This is a genomic window from Actinotalea sp. JY-7876 (assembly GCF_014042015.1).
GTDB lineage: Bacteria > Actinomycetota > Actinomycetes > Actinomycetales > Cellulomonadaceae > Actinotalea.
Window position 1 is genome coordinate 926,699 of record NZ_CP059493.1, and the last position, 22,639, is coordinate 949,337.

19 protein-coding genes are annotated in these 22,639 nt (G+C 73.2%); 16 read left to right on the forward strand and 3 right to left on the reverse strand.

The window, feature by feature from the left end; genetic code table 11:
• Positions 1–3: 3 nt before the first annotated feature.
• Positions 4–1,329 (reverse strand): DNA recombination protein RmuC, encoded by a 1,326-nt coding sequence (locus tag H2O74_RS04420; protein ID WP_182113306.1) that lies wholly within the window; start codon positions 1,327–1,329, stop codon positions 4–6.
• A 161-nt stretch (positions 1,330–1,490) separates the two neighbouring features.
• Between H2O74_RS04420 and H2O74_RS04425 the strand changes: the two genes are divergently transcribed.
• The 9 genes from H2O74_RS04425 to H2O74_RS04470 all read left to right on the forward strand — a co-directional run bounded on the left by H2O74_RS04425 (position 1,491) and on the right by H2O74_RS04470 (position 12,133).
• The gene (locus H2O74_RS04425) at positions 1,491–3,350 is read left to right on the forward strand and encodes a threonine/serine exporter family protein (RefSeq protein WP_182113307.1); all 1,860 of its coding nucleotides are present in this window, start codon (positions 1,491–1,493) and stop codon (positions 3,348–3,350) included.
• Between the two features lie 11 nt (positions 3,351–3,361).
• Positions 3,362–4,456, forward strand: coding sequence for a redox-regulated ATPase YchF (gene ychF, locus H2O74_RS04430; protein ID WP_182113308.1), 1,095 nt, complete (start codon positions 3,362–3,364; stop codon positions 4,454–4,456).
• A 232-nt stretch (positions 4,457–4,688) separates the two neighbouring features.
• Positions 4,689–5,051 carry a DUF1801 domain-containing protein gene (locus tag H2O74_RS04435; protein ID WP_182113309.1) on the forward strand — a complete coding sequence of 121 codons (363 nt, stop codon included), beginning with the start codon at positions 4,689–4,691 and terminating at the stop codon, positions 5,049–5,051.
• Positions 5,048–5,920, forward strand: coding sequence for a GNAT family N-acetyltransferase (locus H2O74_RS16610; protein WP_255491776.1), 873 nt, complete (start codon positions 5,048–5,050; stop codon positions 5,918–5,920). Before H2O74_RS04435 ends, H2O74_RS16610 begins: the two co-directional genes overlap by 4 nt.
• A 102-nt stretch (positions 5,921–6,022) precedes the next feature.
• Positions 6,023–6,667, forward strand: coding sequence for a dihydrofolate reductase family protein (locus H2O74_RS04450; protein ID WP_182113310.1), 645 nt, complete (start codon positions 6,023–6,025; stop codon positions 6,665–6,667).
• Positions 6,664–7,203 carry a GNAT family N-acetyltransferase gene (locus H2O74_RS04455; RefSeq protein ID WP_182113311.1) on the forward strand — a complete coding sequence of 180 codons (540 nt, stop codon included), beginning with the start codon at positions 6,664–6,666 and terminating at the stop codon, positions 7,201–7,203. Before H2O74_RS04450 ends, H2O74_RS04455 begins: the two co-directional genes overlap by 4 nt.
• Positions 7,204–7,432: 229 nt before the next feature.
• On the forward strand, positions 7,433–9,289 hold the full coding sequence (locus H2O74_RS04460) for an ABC transporter family substrate-binding protein (protein WP_182113312.1): 1,857 nt from the start codon (positions 7,433–7,435) through the stop codon (positions 9,287–9,289).
• A 220-nt stretch (positions 9,290–9,509) separates the two neighbouring features.
• Positions 9,510–11,030: an ABC transporter permease gene (locus H2O74_RS04465; protein ID WP_182113313.1), complete on the forward strand. Its 1,521-nt coding sequence runs from the start codon at positions 9,510–9,512 to the stop codon at positions 11,028–11,030.
• Positions 11,027–12,133, forward strand: coding sequence for an ABC transporter permease (locus H2O74_RS04470; protein WP_182113314.1), 1,107 nt, complete (start codon positions 11,027–11,029; stop codon positions 12,131–12,133). The genes H2O74_RS04465 and H2O74_RS04470 overlap by 4 nt, the downstream gene beginning before the upstream one ends.
• A gap of 20 nt (positions 12,134–12,153) precedes the next feature.
• Here the strand turns inward: H2O74_RS04470 and H2O74_RS04475 are convergent, their stop codons facing one another.
• Positions 12,154–12,711 (reverse strand): PH domain-containing protein, encoded by a 558-nt coding sequence (locus tag H2O74_RS04475; protein ID WP_182113315.1) that lies wholly within the window; start codon positions 12,709–12,711, stop codon positions 12,154–12,156.
• Positions 12,712–12,797: 86 nt separating this feature from the next.
• On the opposite strand from H2O74_RS04475, the gene H2O74_RS04480 reads away from it, so the two are divergent.
• The 5 genes from H2O74_RS04480 (at position 12,798) to H2O74_RS04500 (ending at position 20,751) form a co-directional block, all read left to right on the forward strand.
• The gene (locus H2O74_RS04480; RefSeq protein ID WP_182113316.1) at positions 12,798–14,633 is read left to right on the forward strand and encodes an ABC transporter ATP-binding protein; all 1,836 of its coding nucleotides are present in this window, start codon (positions 12,798–12,800) and stop codon (positions 14,631–14,633) included.
• A 180-nt stretch (positions 14,634–14,813) separates the two neighbouring features.
• Positions 14,814–16,724 (forward strand): translational GTPase TypA, encoded by a 1,911-nt coding sequence (gene typA, locus H2O74_RS04485; protein WP_182113317.1) that lies wholly within the window; start codon positions 14,814–14,816, stop codon positions 16,722–16,724.
• 72 nt (positions 16,725–16,796) lie between these two features.
• Positions 16,797–17,732 carry a PIG-L family deacetylase gene (locus H2O74_RS04490; protein WP_182113318.1) on the forward strand — a complete coding sequence of 312 codons (936 nt, stop codon included), beginning with the start codon at positions 16,797–16,799 and terminating at the stop codon, positions 17,730–17,732.
• Positions 17,733–17,736: 4 nt separating this feature from the next.
• On the forward strand, positions 17,737–18,111 hold the full coding sequence (locus H2O74_RS04495) for a hypothetical protein (RefSeq protein WP_182113319.1): 375 nt from the start codon (positions 17,737–17,739) through the stop codon (positions 18,109–18,111).
• Between the two features lie 72 nt (positions 18,112–18,183).
• The gene (locus H2O74_RS04500; RefSeq protein WP_182113320.1) at positions 18,184–20,751 is read left to right on the forward strand and encodes a VanW family protein; all 2,568 of its coding nucleotides are present in this window, start codon (positions 18,184–18,186) and stop codon (positions 20,749–20,751) included.
• 6 nt (positions 20,752–20,757) lie between these two features.
• On the opposite strand, the gene H2O74_RS04505 is transcribed toward H2O74_RS04500, so the two are convergent.
• Entirely contained in the window at positions 20,758–21,012 is a 255-nt protein-coding gene (locus H2O74_RS04505; RefSeq protein ID WP_182113321.1) for a hypothetical protein, read from the reverse strand.
• Positions 21,013–21,084: 72 nt separating this feature from the next.
• Here H2O74_RS04505 and fdxA point away from each other — a divergent pair, with 72 nt between their 5' ends.
• A complete protein-coding gene (fdxA, locus tag H2O74_RS04510) occupies positions 21,085–21,411 on the forward strand; it encodes a ferredoxin (RefSeq protein WP_182113322.1) in 327 nt (108 codons plus the stop codon).
• Between the two features lie 47 nt (positions 21,412–21,458).
• The gene (dapC, locus tag H2O74_RS04515) at positions 21,459–22,586 is read left to right on the forward strand and encodes a succinyldiaminopimelate transaminase (RefSeq protein WP_182113323.1); all 1,128 of its coding nucleotides are present in this window, start codon (positions 21,459–21,461) and stop codon (positions 22,584–22,586) included.
• The last annotated feature ends 53 nt before the right edge of the window (positions 22,587–22,639 follow it).

Sequence of the window (22,639 nt, forward strand, 5' to 3'; positions counted from 1 at the left end):
CGGCTACTCGTCCGTCGTCCCCGACGCCGACCACAGGGCGTCGTCGAGCGCGACGACGCGCTGGCCCGCCGACGCGACGAGCTCCGGCGCCTGGACCTGCCGGGCCACCCGCTCGACCTGCGCGGGTGTCTCCAGGTCCTCGTCGGTGACCTTGAGCTCGGCCAGTCGCCGCGCGCTCACGAGGACGCGCGACTCGAGCGAGCTGACCGAGTCGTTGTAGGCGCGCACGGCACCGTCGAGCTGGCGTCCGAGCCGGCCGACATGACCGCCGAGCGTCGCGAGCCGCCCGTGCAGCTCGCGGCCGAGCGTCAGCACCTCCTGCGCATTGGCCGCGAGCGCCTCCTGCCGCCACGCGTAGGCGACGCTGCGCAGGAGTGCGACGAGGGTCATGGGCGTCGCGAGCACGACGTTGCGCTCCATCGCGTACTCGTAGAGCGCCGGGTCCACCTCCAGCGCCGCGTGCAGGAACGGCTCCGCGGGCACGAACATGACCACGAACTCCGGGGTGGGGGCGAGGTGCTCCCAGTACTGCTTGCCCGCGAGGTCGTCGACGTGCTTGCGCAGGTGTCGGGCGTGGGCCGCCATGCGCTCGCGCCGGACGGCGTCGTCGGTCGCCTGGACGGCGTCGAGGTAGCCGAGGAAGGCGACCTTGGCGTCGACGACGACCTGCTTGCCCCCGCCGAGCCGCACGACGAGGTCGGGGCGGCGCAGTCCCTCGCCGGTCCGGACGCCCCCCTGCTCGACGAAGTCGACGTGCTCGAGCATCCCGGCGGCCTCCACGACCCGACGCAGCTGGAGCTCGCCCCACCGCCCGCGGACCTGTGAGGACCGCAGGGCCGTGACGAGCTGGCTCGTCTCGCCGCGCAGCAGCTCCGACGTCTCCCGCATGGCCCGGACCTGCTCGGCGAGCGCGGCGCTCCCCGCCGCGCGGTGCTGCTCCGCGCTCGCGACGTCGGCACGGATCTGGTCGAGGACCGACGCGATCGGCTCGACGAGCGCCCGCACCGCGCGCTCGCGCTGCGCGAGCTCGCCCGCCTGCACCTGGTGGCTGGCCGCGAGCCGCTGGTCGGCGAGCGCCAGGAACTGCTCGTTGTTCGAGGCGAGCGCGTCGGCGGCCAGGGTCCGGAAGTGGTCGTCGAGCCGTGCGCGCTCGCGCTCGACCAGCGCCTCCCGCTCCAGCGCGAGCCGCCGCTCGGCGGCCAGGTCCGCGCGCGCCTGGCCGAGGGCTGCCGACGACCGCTGCGCCTGCGCGGCGGCTCGCTGGGTCGCGACGAGCCAGCCCACGAGGAGCCCGACGACGAGCGCGGCCAGGGTGACCATGATGTCCATGGCACCACCGTCGCAGCCGCCTCCGACATCGGCCGCACCCGGGGCCGTCGGCACGCGCGGCGCCGGGGGCGGCGGTAGCGTCGGAGCCACGCCCGGCGCAGCGCAGCACGGGGGCAGGAGGCAGCACCGATGACCGCTCGGCCGGTACGCACCCCGCGGCGATGACGGCACCGGCCGAGACCGTTCCGTCGCCGCCGGCGCCCCTCGGCGAACCGTCGGCCACGCCGCTGCCCCAGCCGGACGGCGTGCCGGGCACCGCGCAGCCCACCGCCGTCCCGACGGACGCCCCGGCCCCCAGCCCGGACCCGACGCCGGCGCCGTCCGAGGAGCCCGCGCCCCAGCAGAGCGCGCAGCCCAGCCCGGACGTGCCGACGACCCCGGACCCGAGCCCGAGCGCCACGGTCCCGGCGACGGGCACGGTCACCGAGGTCCCGGCACCGGTACCGCCGTCGGTCACGACGTCGCAGATCCCGACGGCCACCGTCGTGGTCGCGGCGATCGTCCTGGCGCTCGTCGTCCTCGGCCTCGTCCTCCTGCGCCGTCGCTTCGTGGCCGAGGCGGGACGCGCGTCGGCGTCCGGGGACGACGCGACCGGCGCCGGCACGGCCCGGCACACTCTCGGCGCCGACGCACCGGTCGGGGGCGCGTCGCTGGGCGACACGCTCGTCGGCCGCCCGGTCCCCGGGCCCGGGTCGACCTCGACCGCACGCGAGGCCGATGGCACCGGCCCGACGGACGACGCCGAGGTCGTGCGGTTCCTGCTCGACCTCGGCGGCGCGCTCCTGGACGCGGGGGCGCCGGTCGTGCAGGTCGAGGACACCCTGCGACGCGTCGCGCAGGTGAACGGTGCCGGCGGCGTGCAGACCGTCGTCCTGCCGACGGCGCTGGTCGTGTCGCTCCCGGGCGGCGGGGACACGCACACGGCCGCCGCGGGTGCCGGCTCACGGGCCCTGCGCCTCGACCAGGTGCACGGCGTGCTCGAGGTCGCGCAGGACGCGGAGCACCGGCGGGTGAGCGCGCGCGAGGGGATCGTGCGGATCGCCACGACGCTCGCGTCCGCGCCCCTCTACCCGCCGCTCGCGCGCCTCGTCGGGTACGTGGGGCTGTCCGTCGGCATCGCGATGATCCTCGGCGGTTCGCCCAAGGACGTGCTGGTCGCCGCGCTGCTCGGCGCGGGCGTCGCCGCCGTGCAGGTCCGTGCCGGGCGCTGGGGCTCCGCGTACCAGGCGCTCGTGGTGCTCGGGTGCGCGTTCGGCGTGGCGCTGGCGGCGTTCCTCCTGGCGCGGGCGGGCCTCGTCACCGATGCGCGCGTGCCGCTCGTCGCCCCGCTCGTGTCGTTCCTTCCCGGCGCCCTGCTCACGACGGCGTCCATCGACCTGGCGACCCGCCAGATGGTGGCCGGCGCGGGGCGTCTCGCCGCCGGCGCCATGCAGCTGCTGCTGCTCGCCGGCGGCATCACCGCCGCGGCAGGGTTGGTCGGTGTGCCCTCCACCGTCATCGCCGACGCGCCCGGAGGCTCGCCGAGCCTCGTCTGGCCGTGGGTCGGCCTGCTCGTCTACGGCCTGGGGGTGACGAGCCACCACTGCGTGCGGCGCGAGGCGGTGCCGTGGGTGCTCCTCGTGCTCGTCGTCGCCTACGCGGGGCAGGTGATCGGTGGCCTCCTGTTCGGTGGCGTGGTGTCGGCGTTCGTCGGTGCGCTCGTGATGACGCCGGTCGCCGCGATCGCCGCGGCGCGGCCGAACGGCCCGCCGCTGCTCGTCGCCGTCCTGCCAGCGTTCTGGGTGCTCGTCCCCGGTGCGCTGAGCCTGGTCGGGCTCACCGCGTTCGCCAGCGACCAGGGCAGGTCGCTCGGCATCGTCATCACCGCGGTCGCCACCATGGTCGCCGTCTCGGTGGGCGTGCTGTCCGGCGTCGCGCTCGCCTCGGTGATGTGGCGCAGCGCCGAGCGGCGTGCGCTGACGCGACGGGCGCCGGCCGGCGACCGCACGCGCGCCGACGAGAGCGACGTCGGGCGCCCGTAGACTCGTCTCCCGTGGCTCTCACCATCGGCATCGTCGGCCTGCCCAACGTCGGCAAGTCCACCCTCTTCAACGCGCTGACCCGCAACCAGGTCCTGGCGGCGAACTACCCGTTCGCGACCATCGAGCCGAACATCGGCGTCGTCCCGCTGCCGGACCCCCGCCTGCAGACGCTCGCGGAGATCTTCGGCAGCGAGCGGATCGTCCCCGCGGTCGTCTCCTTCGTGGACATCGCCGGCATCGTGCGCGGCGCCAGCGAGGGCGAGGGCCTGGGCAACAAGTTCCTGGCGAACATCCGCGAGGCGGACGCGATCTGCCAGGTGGTCAGGGCCTTCGCCGACGCCGACGTCGTGCACGTCGAGGGGCGGATCGACCCGGCCGACGACATCGAGACGATCAACACCGAGCTCGTCCTGGCCGACCTGCAGACGGTCGAGCGCGCCATCCCGCGCCTCGAGAAGGAGGTCCGCGGCAAGAAGACGGACCCCGCCGTCCTCACGGCGGCCCAGCGCGCGCAGGAGGTGCTCGCCGAGGGCAGCACGCTGTTCGCCGCGCAGGACCGCCTGACCAAGGCGGGCGTCGACCCGGCCGCGCTCCGCGAGCTCCAGCTCCTCACGACCAAGCCGTTCATCTACGTCTTCAACACCGACGACGCCGGCCTCGCGGACGAGGCGATGAAGGCCAAGCTCACCGAGCTCGTGGCCCCGGCCGACTGCGTGTTCCTCGACGCGAAGCTCGAGTCCGAGCTCGTCGAGCTCGAGCCCGAGGACGCGGCGGAGATGCTCGCCGAGTCCGGTCAGGCGGAGGCGGGGCTCGACCAGCTCGCCCGGGTCGGCTTCCACACCCTCGGCCTGCAGACCTACCTCACGGCGGGGCCGAAGGAGGCCCGCGCCTGGACCATCCGCACGGGCTGGACCGCTCCCCAGGCCGCCGGCGTCATCCACACCGACTTCGAGCGCGGCTTCATCAAGGCCGAGGTCATCTCGTTCGACGACCTCGTCGAGGCCGGCTCCATCGCGGCCGCCCGGGCGGCCGGCAAGGCGCGCATCGAGGGCAAGGACTACGTCATGGCCGACGGCGACGTGGTGGAGTTCCGCTTCAACGTGTAGTCGGGTCCGGTACGGCGACGGCTGGAGCACCGGAGACGGGTTGTCTCGTCGACGTCGGCGGCTATGCTGAGCGACGGTGGTTCGCGCCACCGACAGCACTTCCAGGTGACGATCACCTGAATCTTCTCGGAGAGGCCTGACACGTTCGGGACACGTCCGGTTGGGGTGCGGCGCACCGATGCGCCGACTTCATGTGGACGATGCTCGGCATCGGCCGACGAGAGGACAGCACATGCCGTCGAAGGACGAGAAGAACCTCGCTCAGGTCATCGACAAGATCGCGAAGATGGACGAGCCGCGGCGTTCGATCGTGCAGCGCGTGCACGACGTCATCATGACCGCCGCTCCCGACCTGAAGCCGCGGATCTGGTACGGGATGCCGGCATACGCATTCTCGGCGAGCACCCCAGCCCTGGTGACACTGCGCAGCGACGATCGCCTCAACCTCGCGATCACTGAGAAGGCCGACTTCAGGCCCGCTGGCGGCGTGGATGGAGCCCTCATGCCGGCGGCCTGGTACTTCGAGAGCGTCGACGAAGCGACGGAGCAGCGCATCGCCGACATCGTCAGGCAGGTGACTACGCTCCGGCCATGAGCGACGGCGACGCGGTGCAGCTCTGTTGCCTGCTCTGGGCCCGCGAGGGCGAGGCGGCCGGGCTCAGGGAGTACGAGGACCGTGTGCTGGCCCTGGTCCCGGAGCACGGGGGACAGGTGCTCCAGCGGCTCCAGAGCATCGCCGACGGGGGCCAGCCCACCGAGGTGCAGCTCTACCGCTTCCCCTCCCAGGCGTCCCTGGACTCCTACCTCGCCGATCCCCGGCGGCGTGCCCTCGCCGGTGAGCGCGACCGGGTGGTGGGCAGGACGGAGCTCTTCCCTGTCGTCGCACTCGCGGCCTCGGATCGGCCACGAGCTCGAGTCGTGCCCGAAGGCCCGTCGGCAGAGTCCGCGACGCCTGCCTCTCCCAGGGCTTCCTCTGGGTGGGCGCGCGCGAGTGGCACCCCCGCCTGGGTCGCGGGACCCGACCGCCCGGTCCCGGACGACGTCGCGCGGCTCCTCGCCACGGTGCCCGAGTGGTTCGGGCGCGAGGAGTCCAACGCCGAGTACGTCGAGGCGGCCAGGACCAAGGAGACGTGGACGGTACGGGACCACACCGGCCAGGTGCTCGGGGCGACCCTCGTCGACAGGCACTTCCCCCATGTCGCCGAGATCCACCTCATCGTGACCGATCGCACGCGCCACGGGTCGGGCGTCGGGACCGCGATGGTCGACGCCCTCGAGCGGGACGGCGCGGCCCGCGGCGTGCGGCTCCTCATGGTCAAGACGCTCGGCGCCTCGCACCCCGACGCCGGCTACGCCCGCACGCGCCGCTTCTACGAGGCCCGGGGCTTCCTCGCGCTCGAGGAGACGGACCTGTGGGGCGAGGACACCCCCTGCCTGATCATGGTCAAGCCACTGACGTCCTGAGGCGGCGACGCGCGCCGCCCCGGATCGCCCGCCCGGGCACCGATCAGTTCTCCGCGCGGGCCGAGTCGTACCTCCCGCCGGTCCCACCACGGAGGAGCGAACGTGCCACAGCTGCTACGAGTGCAGAACTTCAGCGTCTCGGCCGACGGCTACGGCGCCGGCGTCGACCAGACCCTCGAACGGCCCTTCGGCCAGGCGGACCCCGGCACGCTCCTCGCCTGGGCCATGGCGACCGCGAGCTGGCCGAACCGCACCTCACCGGGCGGCACGCGCGGGCTCGACGACTACCTCACCCGCGACTTCGGCAACAACATCGGCGCCGAGGTCATGGGACGCAACAAGTTCGGCCCGCAGCGGGGGCCGTGGGCGGACCACGCGTGGCAGGGCTGGTGGGGTGACGAGCCTCCCTTCCACACGCCGGTCTTCGTGCTGACCCACCACCCGCGCCCGTCGTTCGCGCGGGGCGAGACGACCTTCCACTTCGTCGGGGGCGATCCCGCCGCGGTGCTCGCGCAGGCCCGCGCCGCCGCTGACGGACGGGACGTGCGCCTCGGTGGCGGCGCCCGGACGATCCGGGAGTTCCTCGACGCGGACCTGGTGGACACGATGCACGTGGCCGTCGCGCCGGTGAGCCTGGGCGCCGGCAGCCGGCTGTGGGAGCACCCCGACGAGCTCGACGACCGGTTCCACCACGAGGCGGTGCCGAGCACCAGCGGCGTCGTCCACCACCTCTTCTGGCGCCGGTGACGCGGCCGGTCCCGGCGGACGTGCGTCGCGCCACGACCGACGACGTCCCCGCGATCCTGCTCGTCCGCGAGCGCGCCATCCGCGTCTCGGCCGCCGAGGTCTACGACGCCGCGACCGTCGACGCGTGGGCGTCCGGCGGCTCGTCCGAGCGCCTGCGGCACCTCGTCGCGCAGGCGCTCGGCGTCGTCGCGACGGTGGACGGGGAGGTCGTGGGCTGGGCGTGCCTCGAGGGCGAGGAGGTCCAGCAGCTCTACGTGCACCCCGAGCACGGCGGCCGGGGCGTCGCCCGCGCCATGTACGAGGCGCTGGAGCGCGCTGCGGTCGACAGCGGCACGGTCCGGCTGCGCACGACCGCGTCCCTGCGGTCCGCGCCCGCGTTCGACCGGTTCGGCTTCACGGAACGCTCGCGCGGGCCCGAACCGTTCCCCGGCGGGCCCGTGGAGGTCGTGCGGATGGGCAAGGAGCTCCGCGACGGCCCCGGTCCCACGGCCCCTCGGACGTCACCGGGAGGTCACCGGAAGATGTCCGGGATGTGACGTCCCGCACGCGATCATGGCTCGTGTACCGCACGACGGTCCCAAATCTCACATGTCGAGACCTACTGCCCAGTATCAAATGGGTAACGATCAGCGAGCGCTTACCCGCGCGTCCCGGATGTCGGGATTTCAGGTTGTACGGTTGCGAAATCCACGGTGGACGACCTGCGCGCCCGAGCATCCCTCAGTGCCCGCACCGGCCGACCCCACATCCTTCCCAGGAGGAACATTGAGGATCTCACGCAGGCTGGCGGCAACCGCCGTCGTCGCCGCGAGCGCGCTCGTGCTCGCCGGCTGCTCCGACGCCGGAGACAACGGCGAGAACGGCGGTGACGACGACAACGCCGGTATCAACACCGAGACCGCCGTCAACATCGCCTGGAACCAGCCCTTCTTCTCGTACAACAACAACAGCGCGACGGGCAACGCGACCGCCAACACGGTCGTGAAGTACCTGGTCGCGTCGTCGTTCAACTACTACGACGCCGACCTGAACCTCGTCCAGGACGAGTCGTACGGCACGTACGAGAAGACGTCGGACGACCCCCTGACGGTCGAGTACACGTTCGCCGACACCGCGGTGTGGTCGGACGGCGTGGAGCTGGACGGCCGCGACTTCCTCCTGGAGTGGGCCGCTCAGAGCCAGACGTTCAACAACGTCGAGGCCGAGACGGACGAGGACGGCAACGTCCTCAACCAGGAGGCGCTGGACGCCGGCGTGTACTTCGACGCCGTCTCCGCCTGCATGCCCCTGGTCGAGGAGACCCCCGAGGTCGACGACAAGAAGATCACGTTCGTGTGGTCCAAGCCGTTCGCCGACTGGGAGGTCTGCTCCACCGGCCCGACGCTGCCGGCGCACGTCGTCGGTCAGCGCGCCCTCGGCATCGAGGACGCCGAGGAGGCCAAGCAGGCGGTCGCGGACGCGATCACCGAGGGTGACGTCGACGCGCTGTCGAAGATCGCCAAGGTCTGGAGCCAGGACTTCAACTACACCGAGCTCCCGGACGACGAGGGCCTGTACCTCTCCTCGGCCGCGTACGTCATGTCGGAGTTCGTCACCGACCAGTACATGACGCTCGTCGCCAACGAGAACTACGAGGGTGACCTCGAGGCGCAGATCGAGACGGTCACCATCCGCTGGAACGGCGACCCGATGGGCCAGGTCCAGGCGCTGCAGAACGGTGAGGTCGACCTCATCAGCCCGCAGGCGACCGCTGACGTCCTGACCGCTCTCGAGGAGATCGAGGGCGTCGAGATCGTCACGTCCGACGAGGGCACGTACGAGCACGTCGACCTCCAGATGGGCAACGGCGGTCCGTTCGACCCCGCCGCCTACGGTGGCGACGCCGAGAAGGCCAAGGCCGTGCGCCAGGCGTTCCTCATGACGATCCCGCGTCAGGAGATCGTCGACACGCTCATCAAGCCGCTCAACCCGAACGCGGAGCTGCGCAACTCGTACACCGTCGTCCCCGGCTCGCCGATGTACGACGGCATCACCGAGGCGAACGGCATGGAGACGCTGTACGCCGAGCCGGACATCGCCGGTGCGCAGGCGCTGCTGGCCGAGGCCGGCGTCACCACGCCGGTCCCGGTGCGACTGCTGTTCGACCCGGACAACACGCGCCGCCAGAACGAGTACGAGCTGATCGCGGCCTCTGCGGCCGAGGCCGGCTTCACGGTCACCCCGTACCAGGTCCAGGTCGACTGGGGCACCGACCTGTCGAACTCCCCGGCGTTCTACGACGCGGCCCTGTTCGGCTGGCAGTCGCAGTCCACCGCGGTCTCGGAGTCGCAGGCGAACTACATCACCGGCGGGGGCAACAACTACTACGGGTACTCCAACCCCGAGGTGGACGAGCTGTACTCGCAGCTCGAGGTCGAGACCGAGGTCGAGGCCCAGGAGGAGCTCCTCGCCCAGATCGAGACCCACCTGGTGGACGACGCGTTCGGTGTGACGATCTTCCAGTTCCCGGGCGTCACCGCCTGGAACCCGGAGAAGATCTCCAACGTGAACAAGATCTCCATCTCGCCGACGATCTTCGCCGGCTTCTGGGAGTGGGCGGCCGGCGGCAGCGCCGCCGAGTGACCTGCTGACACACACCCTGGCCGGGGGCGGGCGGTTGTCCGCCCCCGGCACCAGGACGTCACATCCCTGACCGAGGGCGCCGGGGCGACCACCCCGGCGCCCTCGGTCGTGTGACGCCGCGCACGTCCGACGCCCGGACCGTGCGGATCGCCGTACCGCTGCCGTTAGGATCACCGGCTGTGGCGGCGACGTCACCTTGTCGACTGCGAGGACCTCCCCCGTGCTGACCTTCCTCACCCGCCGCGCACTGGCCGGCCTCGTCACGCTCTTCGTGGCGATCTTCCTGATGTACCAGCTCGTCAACCGCGCCGTGGACCCCCTGGCCGACCTGCGCGAGAGCGCGGCGGCCAACAAGCAGCAGATGATCGCGCAGCGCACGGAGCTGCTGCAGCTGGACGTGAACCCCGTCGTGCGGTTCTTCCAGTGGTTCGCGAACGTGCTCACCGGCGACTTCGGCGTCGCGTGGCGCTCGGGCGAGCCGGTCAGCAAGCTGGTGCAGACGGCGATCGGCTCCACGCTCGAGCTCGTGGTCGCCGCGACGCTGCTCTCCCTCGTGCTCGGCGTCATCATCGGCATCATCTCCGCGCTTCGGCAGTACAGCGCGTTCGACTACCTGATCATCTTCCTGTCCTTCCTGCTGTACTCGCTGCCCTCGTTCTGGGTCGCCGTGCTCCTCAAGCAGTGGGGGGCCATCGGCTTCAACGACTTCCTGCGTGACCCGCGCTTCAGCGGCCTCGCCATCGCGGTGCTCGCGGTCGTGGCGGGTGTCTTCTGGATGCTGGCCGTCGGCGGCACCGCGCGTCGCCGGGCCCAGACGTTCGCCCTCGCGGCGGCGGCGACCGCCGGGATGCTGCTGTTCCTGCAGCTGACCGACTGGTGGCTGCACCCCCGCATCGGCCCCGTGCTGCTCCTGGTCCTCGGTGGCGCGGTCGCCCTCGCGGTCACCGCGGTCTCTGCGGGCCTGCAGAACCGGCGCGCGCTCTACGCCGCGCTCACGTCCGTCGCCGTCGGCGTGGCGCTGTACTACCCGATGCAGCAGGTCTTCCGGGCCATCGGCGAGTCCCACCTGCTCATCGCGGGCCTCGGTCTGCTCACCGTCGCCGTGGGCGTCGGGATCGGCTACGCGTTCGGCGGACCGGACCGGGGCGTCTCGGCGCGCACGGCGGCGATCACGGCGTTCGTCGTCGGCGGGCTCATCTTCCTCGACCAGGTGATGAAGGTCTGGCCGGCGTACTTCGACGCCCTGGGCGGCCGGCCCATCCCGACGTTCGGTGACCGGACGCCGAACCTCGGCGGCAACTACTGGGTGCAGGTGCTGGACTCCTTCACCCACCTGCTGCTGCCGACCCTGACCCTCATCCTCATCGCGTTCGCGGCCTACACCCGCTACTCGCGCTCGAGCATGCTCGAGGTGATGAACCAGGACTACATCCGCACGGCTCGTGCCAAGGGGCTGCCCGAGCGGCTCGTCGTCGTGCGGCACGGCTTCCGCAACAGCCTGATCCCGCTCGCGACGATCGTGCCGATCGACATCATCACGCTCATCGGCGGCGCCGTCATCACCGAGGCGGTCTTCGCACGGCCAGGTATGGGGCAGCTGTTCATCACGTCGCTGCGCGACGCCGAGCTCGAGCCGGTGATGGCCTACCTCTTGATCACCGCCTCCTTGGCGATCATCGCGAACATCGTGGCCGACATCATCTACGCGGCCGTTGACCCCCGGATCAGGTTGGAAGCATGAGCACCTCCACGAACCCCGACGAGCACGTCGAGAACGCGATCGAGCTCAAGGAGGTCGCTGGCCTGTCCCAGGGGCAGATCGTCCGCCGGCGCTTCTTCCGGCACAAGGGCGCGCTGGCCGGTCTGACGATGCTCATCCTCGTGGCCGTCCTGGCCTTCTCGTCGGTGGGCGTCGGGCCGATCGACGGCTGGTGGCAGCACGGGGGCCGGGGGCCCATCGTCAACGCCGGCGGCGCACCGACGCTCAGCATGCCCACGTGGCTGGGCGGCTCGGGCTTCGAGATCGGCCAGCACCCCTTCGGGCAGGACGAGATCGGTCGCGACATGTTCTCCCAGGTGATGCTGGGCGTGCAGACGTCGCTCAAGGTCACGCTCGTGATCGGCCTGGTCGCGTGCCTCATCGGCGTGACCGTGGGGTCGCTCGCCGGGTTCTTCCGGGGCCGTGTCGAGACCATCCTCATGCGGACCACCGACCTGTTCATCACGATCCCGACCATCGTCATCGGTGCCGTGATCGGCAAGCTCGCCGGCCAGGTCAGCTCGACGCTCTTCGCCGCCGCCATGGGCCTGATCCTGTGGACCGGCCTCGCACGCCTGGTGCGCGGCGAGTTCCTCACGCTCCGCGAGCGGGAGTTCGTCGACGCGGCGCGGGTCGCCGGGGCCAGCAGCCGACGGATCATCTTCAAGCACATCCTGCCGAACGCGGTGGGCGTGATCATCGTCGCGACGACGCTGCTCATGAGCTCGGCGATCCTGCTCGAGACGGCCCTGTCCTACCTCGGGTTCGGCATCCAGCGCCCCGAGATCTCCCTGGGCCGGCTCATCAACGAGTACCAGTCGGCGTTCTCGACGCGCCCGTGGCTCTTCTGGTGGCCGGGCCTGTTCATCATCGTCATCGCGCTGAGCATCAACTTCATCGGTGACGGCCTGCGGGACGCGTTCGACCCGCGCCAGAAGCGCATCCCGAGCGTGCGGGCCATGGCGCGCGCGGGCGCCGGGGCGCCGCGCAAGACCATCAGCACCGACACCGAGCCGGTGCGTCCGTCCGACGGCCGGCCGGAGGGCGGCGCCGACATCGCGCGCCGCCGCGGGGGCCCTCTGTGAGGGCGGCATGCCGCGCGCGGTCACAGCACCCGCGACACCGCTGCCACGACGACGAGGCCGGCGGCGGCGAGCAGCGTCCCCGCGTGCCACGTCACGGTCGGCCGGATGCCGTGCTCCCTGGCGGTCTCCCGGGCGCCGTCGAGATGGCCGGCGGCGCGCAGCTCGGTGAGCCGCTCGTCGATGGCGTCGGCGGCGGCCTCGGCCGGCCCCTGCCGCCCTCGGCGCAGCGGCCGGGCGGTGTCGCTGGAGCGGGGCGCCGCCCAGGCGGTCCACTCGCCGGAGGTCGTGCGCACGACGAGGTTCCACCGCACGTCGGCGCCCTCGACGGTCGGCCACGGGATGCGGACGGTCCGCAGCACGTTGCGGATGACGATCTCGCCGTCGGACACCTCGACGGCCGGCCGGGCGAAGAGCGCCCAGACGGCCAGCACGGCGAGGCCGGCGAGCGCCGCGCCGAGCACCAGGTCGCGGACCGCGACGGAGCCCGCGAGGCCCGCGACGGCGACGACGGCCGCCACAGCGGTGAGCGCGGTCAGGACGCGGCCGTAGCCGGAGGAGAACACGGACTCGGGTCGCACCGACCCATGCTGGCAGACGCGCGGACCGCCGCGAGCGGGCACGACCCGCTCGCGAGCGGCCGCAACCAGGAAGGATCCTGATCAACGTGGCGATCGACACCTCCCCCGACGGGGGCCTCAAGACCGAGGCGCCCGTGCTGTCCGTGCGTGACCTCCGGGTCGACTTCTGGGTCGACGGCGAGTGGTTCCCCGCGGCGGTGGACATCAGCTACGACGTGCGTCCCGGCGAGGTCCTGGCGATCGTCGGTGAGTCGGGCTCCGGCAAGACGCAGTCGTCGATGTCGCTGCTGGGCCTCCTGCCGTCCAACGGCCGGGCCAGCGGCAGCGCCAAGCTGGGCGACCGCGAGCTCATCGGGATGTCGAGCGGCCGACTGCGCCGGATCCGCGGCAAGGAGATCGCGGTCATCTTCCAGGAGCCGATGACGGCCCTGAACCCCGTGTACACCGTGGGCTTCCAGATCGTGGAGACCCTGCGGGCGCACTTCGAGATCGGCCCGGCCGATGCCCGCGAGCGCGCGGTCGAGCTGCTGCGCCTGGTCGAGCTCCCGGATCCGGAGAAGCGGTTCCACTCCTACCCGCACCAGCTCTCGGGCGGCCAGCGGCAGCGCGCGATGATCGCCCAGGCGCTGGCGTGCGACCCCACCCTCCTCATCGCGGACGAGCCCACGACGGCGCTCGACGTCACCGTGCAGGCCGAGATCCTCAAGCTGATGCGCGACCTGCGGACCCGCATCAACTCGGGCATCGTGCTCATCACCCACGACATGGGTGTCGTCGCCGACATGGCGGACCGGATCATCGTCATGAAGGACGGCCGGATCGTCGAGCAGGGCACGACCGCCCAGATCTTCGGGGCACCCCAGCACCCCTACACGATCAAGCTCCTCGACGCCGTCCCCCACCTGGGGCGGCACTCCGGTCCGCAGGCGCCGCAGGGCACGGCGGCGTCGCCGCAGGACACGATGGCGGAGCCGGCGTCGACCTCGCGCGACATCGTCCTCGAGGCCAAGAACATGGTCATCGAGTACCCGGGCCGCCGCCGTACCGCGGCCTTCCGGGCCGTCGACGGCGTCGACCTGACGATCCGGCAGGGCGAGGTCGTCGGGCTCGTGGGTGAGTCGGGGTCGGGGAAGACCACGATCGGTCGTGCCGTCGTGGGACTCCTGCCCGTCACCGGCGGCGAGCTCACGATCGTCGGGCAGAACATGGTCGGTGCGACGCGCAAGGACCTCATGCCCCTGCGCAGCAAGGTCGGCATCGTCTTCCAGGATCCGGGCTCGTCGCTCAACCCGCGGCTGCCCATCGGGGAGTCGATCGGTGAGCCGCTCATGCTGCACCGCGGCATCAAGGGCGAGGCGCTCAACCGGGAGATCGAGCGACTCCTCGACCAGGTGCAGCTCTCGCGTGCCATGCGCAACCGCTACCCGCACGAGCTCTCCGGCGGCCAGCGCCAGCGCGTGGGCATCGCCCGGGCGCTCTCGCTCGAGCCGAAGCTGCTGGTCGCCGACGAGCCGACGTCGGCCCTCGACGTCTCGGTGCAGGCGACGGTCCTCGACCTGTTCCGCGAGCTCCAGCGCGAGCACGGCTTCGCGTGCCTGTTCATCAGCCACGACCTCGCCGTGGTCGAGATGCTCTCCGACCGGATCGCGGTCATGCACCACGGCCGGCTGGTCGAGGTCGGCCCCACGGACCAGGTGATCAACAGCCCGCGGGACCCGTACACCCAGCGCCTGCTGGCCGCCGTGCCCGTGCCCGACCCGGAGGCGCAGCGCGTCCGGCGGGAGACGCGCGACGCGATGCTCGAGGCGCAGCGGCTCGAGATCCTGCGCGAGGAGGAGGAGGCCGCGCGGCTCGCCGCGCGTCAGGGCACGCACGGCGCGCACGTCGACGGCGGGGACCACCCCTCGGCGTCCGGCATCTGACCCACCCCGTCCCACGACCGGCTCGCCGGTTCGGCACCCGCCGAACCGGCGAGCCGGTCGCATTCCCGGGGTGCGGCGGCCCTTCCGTCGGGCGCGGTTCGGTCGCTCAGGTAAGATTGCTCGGCGCGCCCGACGACGCGGCGCCGGAAACCCCCTTCTTCTGCTGAGATGAGTACCCGCATGCCTGTGCGCTCCGACCTGCGCAACGTGGCGATCGTCGCCCATGTCGACCACGGCAAGACCACCCTCGTCGACGCCATGCTGTGGCAGTCCGGCTCGTTCGGCTCGCACGCCCACGTCGACGAGCGCGCGATGGACTCCGGCGACCTGGAGCGTGAGAAGGGCATCACGATCCTCGCCAAGAACACGGCGATCCGGTACCGCGGCCCGGCGGCCGCCGCGGCGGGGGCGCCCGACGGCATCACGATCAACGTCATCGACACCCCGGGTCACGCCGACTTCGGTGGCGAGGTCGAGCGCGGCCTGTCGATGGTCGACGGCGTCGTCCTGCTGGTGGACGCCAGCGAGGGACCGCTGCCGCAGACCCGCTTCGTGCTGCGCAAGGCGCTGGCCGCGAAGCTCCCCGTGATCCTCCTCGTCAACAAGGTCGACCGCCCCGACTCCCGGATCGAGGAGGTCGTCCACGAGTCGACCGACCTGCTCCTCGGGCTCGCGAGCGACCTGCACGACGAGGTCCCGGACCTGGACCTCGACGCGATCCTCGACGTCCCGGTCGTCTACGCCGCGGCGAAGGCCGGGCGTGCGTCGCTCGAGCAGCCCGCCGACGGCACGCTGCCGGAGAACCCCGATCTCGAGCCGCTCTTCGCGACCATCCTCGAGAAGATCCCGGCGCCCACGTACGAGGAGGGCGCGCCCCTGCAGGCGCACGTCACCAACCTCGACGCGTCCCCGTTCCTCGGCCGTCTCGCGCTGCTCCGCGTCTTCAACGGGACCATCCGCAAGGGTCAGACCGTCGCCTGGGCCCGCGCCGACGGCACGATGCAGAACGTCAAGATCACCGAGCTGCTCGAGACCAAGGCGCTCGACCGCGTCCCCACGGACGAGGCCGGTCCGGGCGACATCGTCGCCGTCGCGGGCATCGCCGACATCACGATCGGCGAGACGCTCACGGACCCGGCCGACCCGCGGCCGCTGCCGCTGATCACGGTCGACGACCCCGCCATCTCGATGACCATCGGCATCAACACCTCGCCGCTGGCCGGCAAGGGCGGCAAGGGGCACAAGGTCACGGCGCGGCAGGTGAAGGACCGCCTGGACTCCGAGCTCATCGGCAACGTGTCCCTGCGCGTGCTCCCGACCGAGCGTCCCGACGCCTGGGAGGTCCAGGGCCGCGGCGAGCTCGCGCTGGCCATCCTGGTCGAGCAGATGCGGCGCGAGGGCTTCGAGCTGACCGTCGGCAAGCCGCAGGTGGTCACGCGGCAGGTCGACGGCAAGGTGCACGAGCCCATGGAGCACATGACGATCGACGTGCCCGAGGAGTACCTCGGCGCGGTCACACAGCTCCTCGCGCAGCGCAAGGGCCGCATGGAGACCATGTCGAACCACGGCACCGGGTGGGTCCGGATGGAGTTCGTCGTCCCCGCGCGCGGTCTCATCGGCTTCCGCACGCAGTTCCTCACGGAGACGCGCGGCACCGGCATCGCCTCCTCCATCGCGCACGGCTACGAGCCGTGGGCCGGCCCGATCGAGACCCGCAACACGGGCTCGCTCGTGGCCGACCGCGCCGGCAAGGTCACGCCCTTCGCGATGATCAACCTGCAGGAGCGGGGCAGCTTCTTCGTCGAGCCCACGGCCGAGGTGTACGAGGGCCAGATCGTCGGTGAGAACTCGCGCAACGAGGACATGGACGTGAACATCACCAAGGAGAAGAAGCTCACGAACATGCGGTCCTCGACGGCCGACAACTTCGAGAACCTCGTGCCGCCGCGCAAGCTGACGCTCGAGGAGTCGCTGGAGTTCGCGCGCGAGGACGAGTGCGTCGAGGTCACGCCCGAGGTCGTGCGGATCCGCAAGGTCGTGCTCGACCAGACCGAGCGCGCGCGCATCACCTCCCGGGCCAAGCGTTCCTGACGCCGCTGCACGGCCGGGCGCCCACGGGCGTCCGGCCGTGCGCGCCGCTGCCCCCACTGAGAGCCTGACCCGATGGCGACGACGACGCGGCGCGTGAGCGCGGGCGGCCTCCTCGCCGTCCACGCCCACCCCGACGACGAGACCCTCAGCACCGGCGCGCTGCTGGCCACGTGGGCCGCGGCGGGCCGCCCGGTCACGGTCGTCACGTGCACCCGGGGGGAGCGGGGCGAGGTCATCGGTGACGAGCTGGCGCACCTGGAGGGTGACGGACCGGCCCTGGCGGCGCACCGCGAGCACGAGCTCGCCGCGGCCCTGACCGCGCTCGGCGTGGCCGACCACACCTACCTCGACGCGCTGGCGGGCGCGCCCGGGCGGATCGAGGACTCGGGCATGGCCTGGCTCGCGGTCGGCAGGGCGGGGCCGGCGCCCGACCGTCCGCCGACGGCGTTCGCCGACGTCCCGCTCGACGTCGCCGCGCGTCCGCTCGCCGCCCTGCTGCTGGACCGGCGGCCCGACGTCGTCGTCGGGTACGAGCCCGACGGCGGCTACGGGCACCCCGACCACGTGCAGGCGCACCGGGTCCTGGCGCGTGCCGTGGACCTGGCCTCCGGCGCCGGCCACGCCCCGACGGTCCTGTGGGCCGCGCTGCCCGAGCCCGAGCTGAGGCGCGCGTACTCGGTCCTCGCCCGGGCGCCCTGGGACGGGATGGCCGCGCCCGACCCCGACGGGCCCCTGCCGTCGGCCGCGGTACCGGTCGCGGACATCGACGTCCGGGTCGAGGTCGCGCCGGTCCTCGACCGCGTGCTGGCCGCGCTCGACGCCCACGCCACGCAGGTCCAGGCGGTGCGCCGCGTCGAGGGCGGCGCCATGGTGGCCGGGCTGGCCCTGAGCAACGCGGTCCTGCAGCCCGTGCTCGCGCGAGAGTGCTACCGGTACCCGCCCGACCGCCGTGCCGCCGCGGCCGGGCGACACGTGCCATGGCCCGACGGCGTCGCGACGGTAGCGTGACCGGGTGATCGACCTGACGGACGTGCGCGTCCTGCTCCGCCTCGCGGGCACCCTCCTCATCGGCGTCGTCGTCGGGGTCGTCGGCACCGCGGTGCACCGGTGGCACGAGCCCTGGGGGCTCGTGCTCGCGCTCGCCACGGTGCTGAGCGCAGGCGTCCTCGTGCGGGCATGGGCGGGCTGGGCCGGCATGCTCGTGCTCGCCCTGGGCATCGTCACGACGGTCGCCGTGCTCGCGATGCGAGGCCCCGGGGGCGACGTGCTCGTCGCCGCCGAGCCCGTCGGCTACGTCTGGTACGGCGGGGCGCTCGTGGTCGGCCTCGCGGCGCTCGCGCCCGCGCGGTGGTTCAGCGACCGGCCCCTGGGCGGTCCCACGGGGTGAGCGGAGACGCCCCGTAGAATCGCGCGCGGCGGGCGTAGGCCCCGCCGCCGCTGCAGGGGGAGACGCACACCGATGACCGACGGACGCACGCTCGACACCGCGCCGCCGACCGACGACGACGCGCCCCGCGAGCCGAGCCCCGCCATGCCGCCCGCGGACGCCGCGGACGCGCAGGAGCGCACCGAGACCGCGCACGCCGGACCGGCCGAGTCCGCCCCCGCCGGGGCGCCGGCCGAGGTCGAGCCGGGCGCCGACGAGCCGATCGCCGACGAGCCGATCGCCGACGAGGCCGGTGCCGACGAGCCGGCTGCTGACGGGGCCGGTGCCAACGAGCCGGCTGCTGACGAGCCGGCTGCTGACGAGGCCGGTGCTGACGAGCCGGCTGCTGAAGCGGCGTCGCCCGACGAGCCTGCTGCCGACGTGGCGGCCGAGGCGGAGGTGGCTGCCGACGAGCCTGCTGCCCACGAGCCGGCCGAGGCGGATACGTCCGCCGGCGAGCCCGCCGAGGCCGAGGCGTCCACTGAGCCTGGCGGCACCGAGCCCTCCGCCGGCGAGCCCGCGGCCGACGAGCCGCGTGCCGAGGAGTCCGCGGTGGGCGAGCCGTCGGCCGAGGCCGCCCCGGCTGCCACCGAGCGGCGGTCCGCGTGGCAGCCGCAGCCGTGGGAGGCGCCCACCGTCGTGATCCCGGCCGCCGCCCTCGAGGACCAGGAGCCCGCGTACGAGCCGGTGACGGCCGCGCCGGGCGAGCAGCGGGCGGACGAGGGCGCCGACGCTGCCGCGCCCGCGGCGTCCGGGCCGGCCGCCCCCGACCAGCCGGGGGCGCCGTCCGGGACGGGCGGCGAACCGACCACGGAGCCGCCGAGCGAGCCCGCCGGCGACCAGACGCAGGTGGTGCCCCCGTCGGGGCCCGACGCCGGTACCCGCAGCGGATCGCCGATCGACGGGTTCGAGGAGGAGACGCGGCGTCGGCGGTGGCCGCGTGCGCTCGGCATCGCGGCGGCCGTCGTCGTCGTCCTCGCCGGGGCGTACGTCGGTGCGCTCTGGTTCTGGGCCGATCGCGTGCCGCCGGGCACGACGGTGGCCGGCGTGGAGATCGGCGGCCTGGACGCCGCAACGGCCCAGGAGACGCTCACCGACGCGCTCGCCGCTGCGACCACGGAGCCGATCCCCGTCGCCGCCGGCGAGAACCGGACCACCATCGACCCCGCCGTCGCGGGGCTCTCCCTCGACGCCCCGGCGACCGTCGCGTCCGTCACGGGCTTCGACCTGCGGCCGCAGCGCCTGTGGCAGCAGGTCTTCGGCGCCGGACCCGCCGCGCCGGTGACCGACGTCGACGAGGACGCGCTCGGCAGCGCGGTCGAGGACGCCGCGGCCGCGCTCCGCGTGGAGCCCGTCGACGGCACGGTCCTGTTCGTCGACGGCCAGCCGGCGACGACCGCCCCCGTCGAGGGGATCGCGATCGACCCCGACGAGGCCACCGAGACGGTCCTCGAGGGCTGGCTCACCGCGGCACGCCCGCTCGAGCTGCCCACGGAGGTCGCCGAGCCGGAGATCGGGCAGGACGAGGTCGACCGCGCGCTCGCGGAGGTGGCCCGCCCGCTCGTCGCGGCGCCCGTCGTGGTCGCGATCGCCGACCAGCTCGCCGAGCTGCCGCCCGACGTGCTCGCGTCGACCGCGTCGTTCGTGCCGGAGGGCTCGCGGCTCGAGCTCGTGATGAACGGCGAGGCCCTCGTCGAGGAGGTCACGGCCCGGACGACCGGCCTGCTCACCAACCCCTCCGACGGCTCCTTCGCGTTCCAGGACGGCGTGCCGGTCATCGTGCCCGGGACGCCCGGCACCACGATCGACCCGGCCGCTCTGGCGTCGGCCGTCGCCGAGGCGGGCACCGGCGCCGACCGCACCGCGCCCGTCGAGCTCGTCCAGGTCGCTCCCACGCAGGGCGAGGCCGAGCTCCAGGCCCTGGGCGTCGTCGAGGTCGTGGGGGAGTTCTCCACGAACCTGACCAACGACTACGTCCGCACCCAGAACCTCATCAACGGCGCCGCGAAGATCAACGGCACGCTGGTCCGGCCGGGGGAGACGTTCAGCCTGATCGAGGCGCTCGGCCCGGTCGACGGCGCCCACGGCTTCCACCAGGCGGGGGCCATCGTCAACGGCCTCCACCAGGACGCGTGGGGCGGCGGCCTCTCGCAGCTCTCGACGACGACGTACAACGCCGCGTTCCTGGCGGGCTACGAGGACGTCGAGCACAAGCCCCACAGCGAGTGGTTCAGCCGCTACCCCGAGGGTCGGGAGGCGACGATCTTCATCCCCACGCTCGACATGAAGTGGAAGAACAACACGCCCTACGGCGCGCTGGTGCAGGCGTGGGTCGGGGACGGCAAGACGCACGTGCGGATCTGGAGCACCAAGTACTGGACGGTCGAGCACAGCACGAGCGCTCGTTCCAACCAGGTCTCGCCGACGACGACGTACTCCCAGGACCCGCGCTGCGAGCCGCAGTCGGCCGGCAACGGGGGCTTCCGGGTCACGGTGTACCGGAAGGTCTCGCGCGACGGCGTGGTCCACGAGGAGCGGTCGTGGCCGGTCACCTACCGCCCGCAGAACCAGGTCGTCTGCGGGCCGCCGCCCGCCGGCTGAGCCGCGTCAGTCGCCGCGCGGCCGCTCCCGGCGCGCCGGCGCGGGCGGGACGACCTTGCCCAGCGCGATGTCGGGCGCGGGCACGTCCACGTCGCCGCGGCGCGTGCGCACCACCACGTGCGCCGCGTCGGCCGCGAGGAGCTCGCCCAGCACGTCGGTGAAGCCACCCTCGGGCAGGCGGCGCCGGACGACGACCCGCGCGCCGACGGGCCACGCGGTCCACGGACCGGGTGGTGGGCCGGGCGGCGGAGAGGGGGGCACGTGGGGGATACTAGGCGCGGCGCGCCAGCGCCCACCTCGCCGACCAGGCAGCCGCCTCTGGAGGGACCACCAGTGACCTACGTGATCGCCCAGCCGTGTGTGGACGTCAAGGACAAGGCCTGCATCGAGGAGTGTCCGGTCGACTGCATCTACGAGGGCAAGCGGTCGCTGTACATCCACCCCGACGAGTGCGTCGACTGCGGCGCGTGCGAGCCGGTCTGCCCCGTCGAGGCCATCTACTACGAGGACGACGTCCCCGGGCAGTGGAGCGAGTACTACAAGGCCAACGTCGAGTTCTTCGACGTCCTGGGCTCGCCCGGTGGCGCCGCCAAGCTCGGCGAGATCGACCGCGACCACCCGATCATCGCCGTGCTGCCGCCGCAGAACGGCACCGCGTGAGCACGACGCTGGCCCGCCGGCGCGCGACCGGGCGCCGGGCGGTCTGAGTGGGCCTGCGCACCACCGACCTGCCCGAGTTCCCCTGGGACACGCTCGCGCCGTACGCGGCGACGGCGCGTGCCCACCCCGACGGCATCGTCGACCTCTCGGTCGGCACCCCCGTCGACCCCACCCCCGCCGTCGTCCAGGACGCGCTCGCCGCGGCCGCCGACGCGCCGGGGTACCCGACCGTCCACGGGCCTGCCGCCCTGCGCGAGGCCGTCGCCGCCTGGTACGCCCGCCGCCGCGGCGTCCCGGACCTCGACCCGGCCGCCGTCCTGCCCACGGTGGGCTCCAAGGAGCTCGTCGCGTGGCTCCCGTCGATGCTCGGCCTCGGCGCGGGCGACGTGGTCGTCCACCCCGAGACCGCCTACCCGACCTACGACGTGGGCGCGCGCCTCGCGGGCGCGCAGCCGCTGCCGGCCGACGACGTCGCCGCCTGGGCCGACCGCGGCGACGTCCGCCTGGTGTGGGTGAACTCGCCGGGCAACCCCACGGGTCGCGTGCTGGGCGTCGAGCAGCTGCGCGAGGTCGTCGAGGCCGCGCGGCGCATCGGCGCCGTCGTGGCCGGCGACGAGTGCTACGCGCTGCTGCCCTGGGAGCGCCCCTGGACCGCGGACGGCGTCCCGAGCGTCCTCGACCCCCGCGTCACGGGTGGCAGCCACGCGGGCGTGCTCGCGGTGCACTCGCTGTCGAAGCAGTCCAACCTCGCCGGGTACCGCGCGGCGTGGGTGGCGGGCGACCCCGCTGTGGTCGCACCGCTCGTGGAGCTGCGCCGCCACGCCGGGATGATGGTGCCCGCGCCGGTCCAGGCGGCCATGATCGCCGCCCTGTCCGACGACGCGCACGTCGACGCCCAGCGTCAGCGGTACCGCCGTCGTCGCACGGTGCTGCGCGACGCCGTGCAGGCCGCCGGTCTGGAGGTCGACGGCTCCGACGCCGGCCTGTACCTGTGGGCCCGGGCCGCCGGCGCGGGCCAGGACTGCTGGGGGACCGTGGCGGACCTCGCCGACCTCGGGATCCTGGTCGCGCCGGGAGCCTTCTACGGCCCGGCGGGGGCGCGGCACGTGCGCATCGCCCTGACCGCCTCCGACGACGACGTCGCGCGCGCGGCTGCTCGCCTCACCGGGGCCTGAGGCGCTACGCTTGACCCAGATTTGACCCCACCAAGAGGATTCGGCGGGGTGGG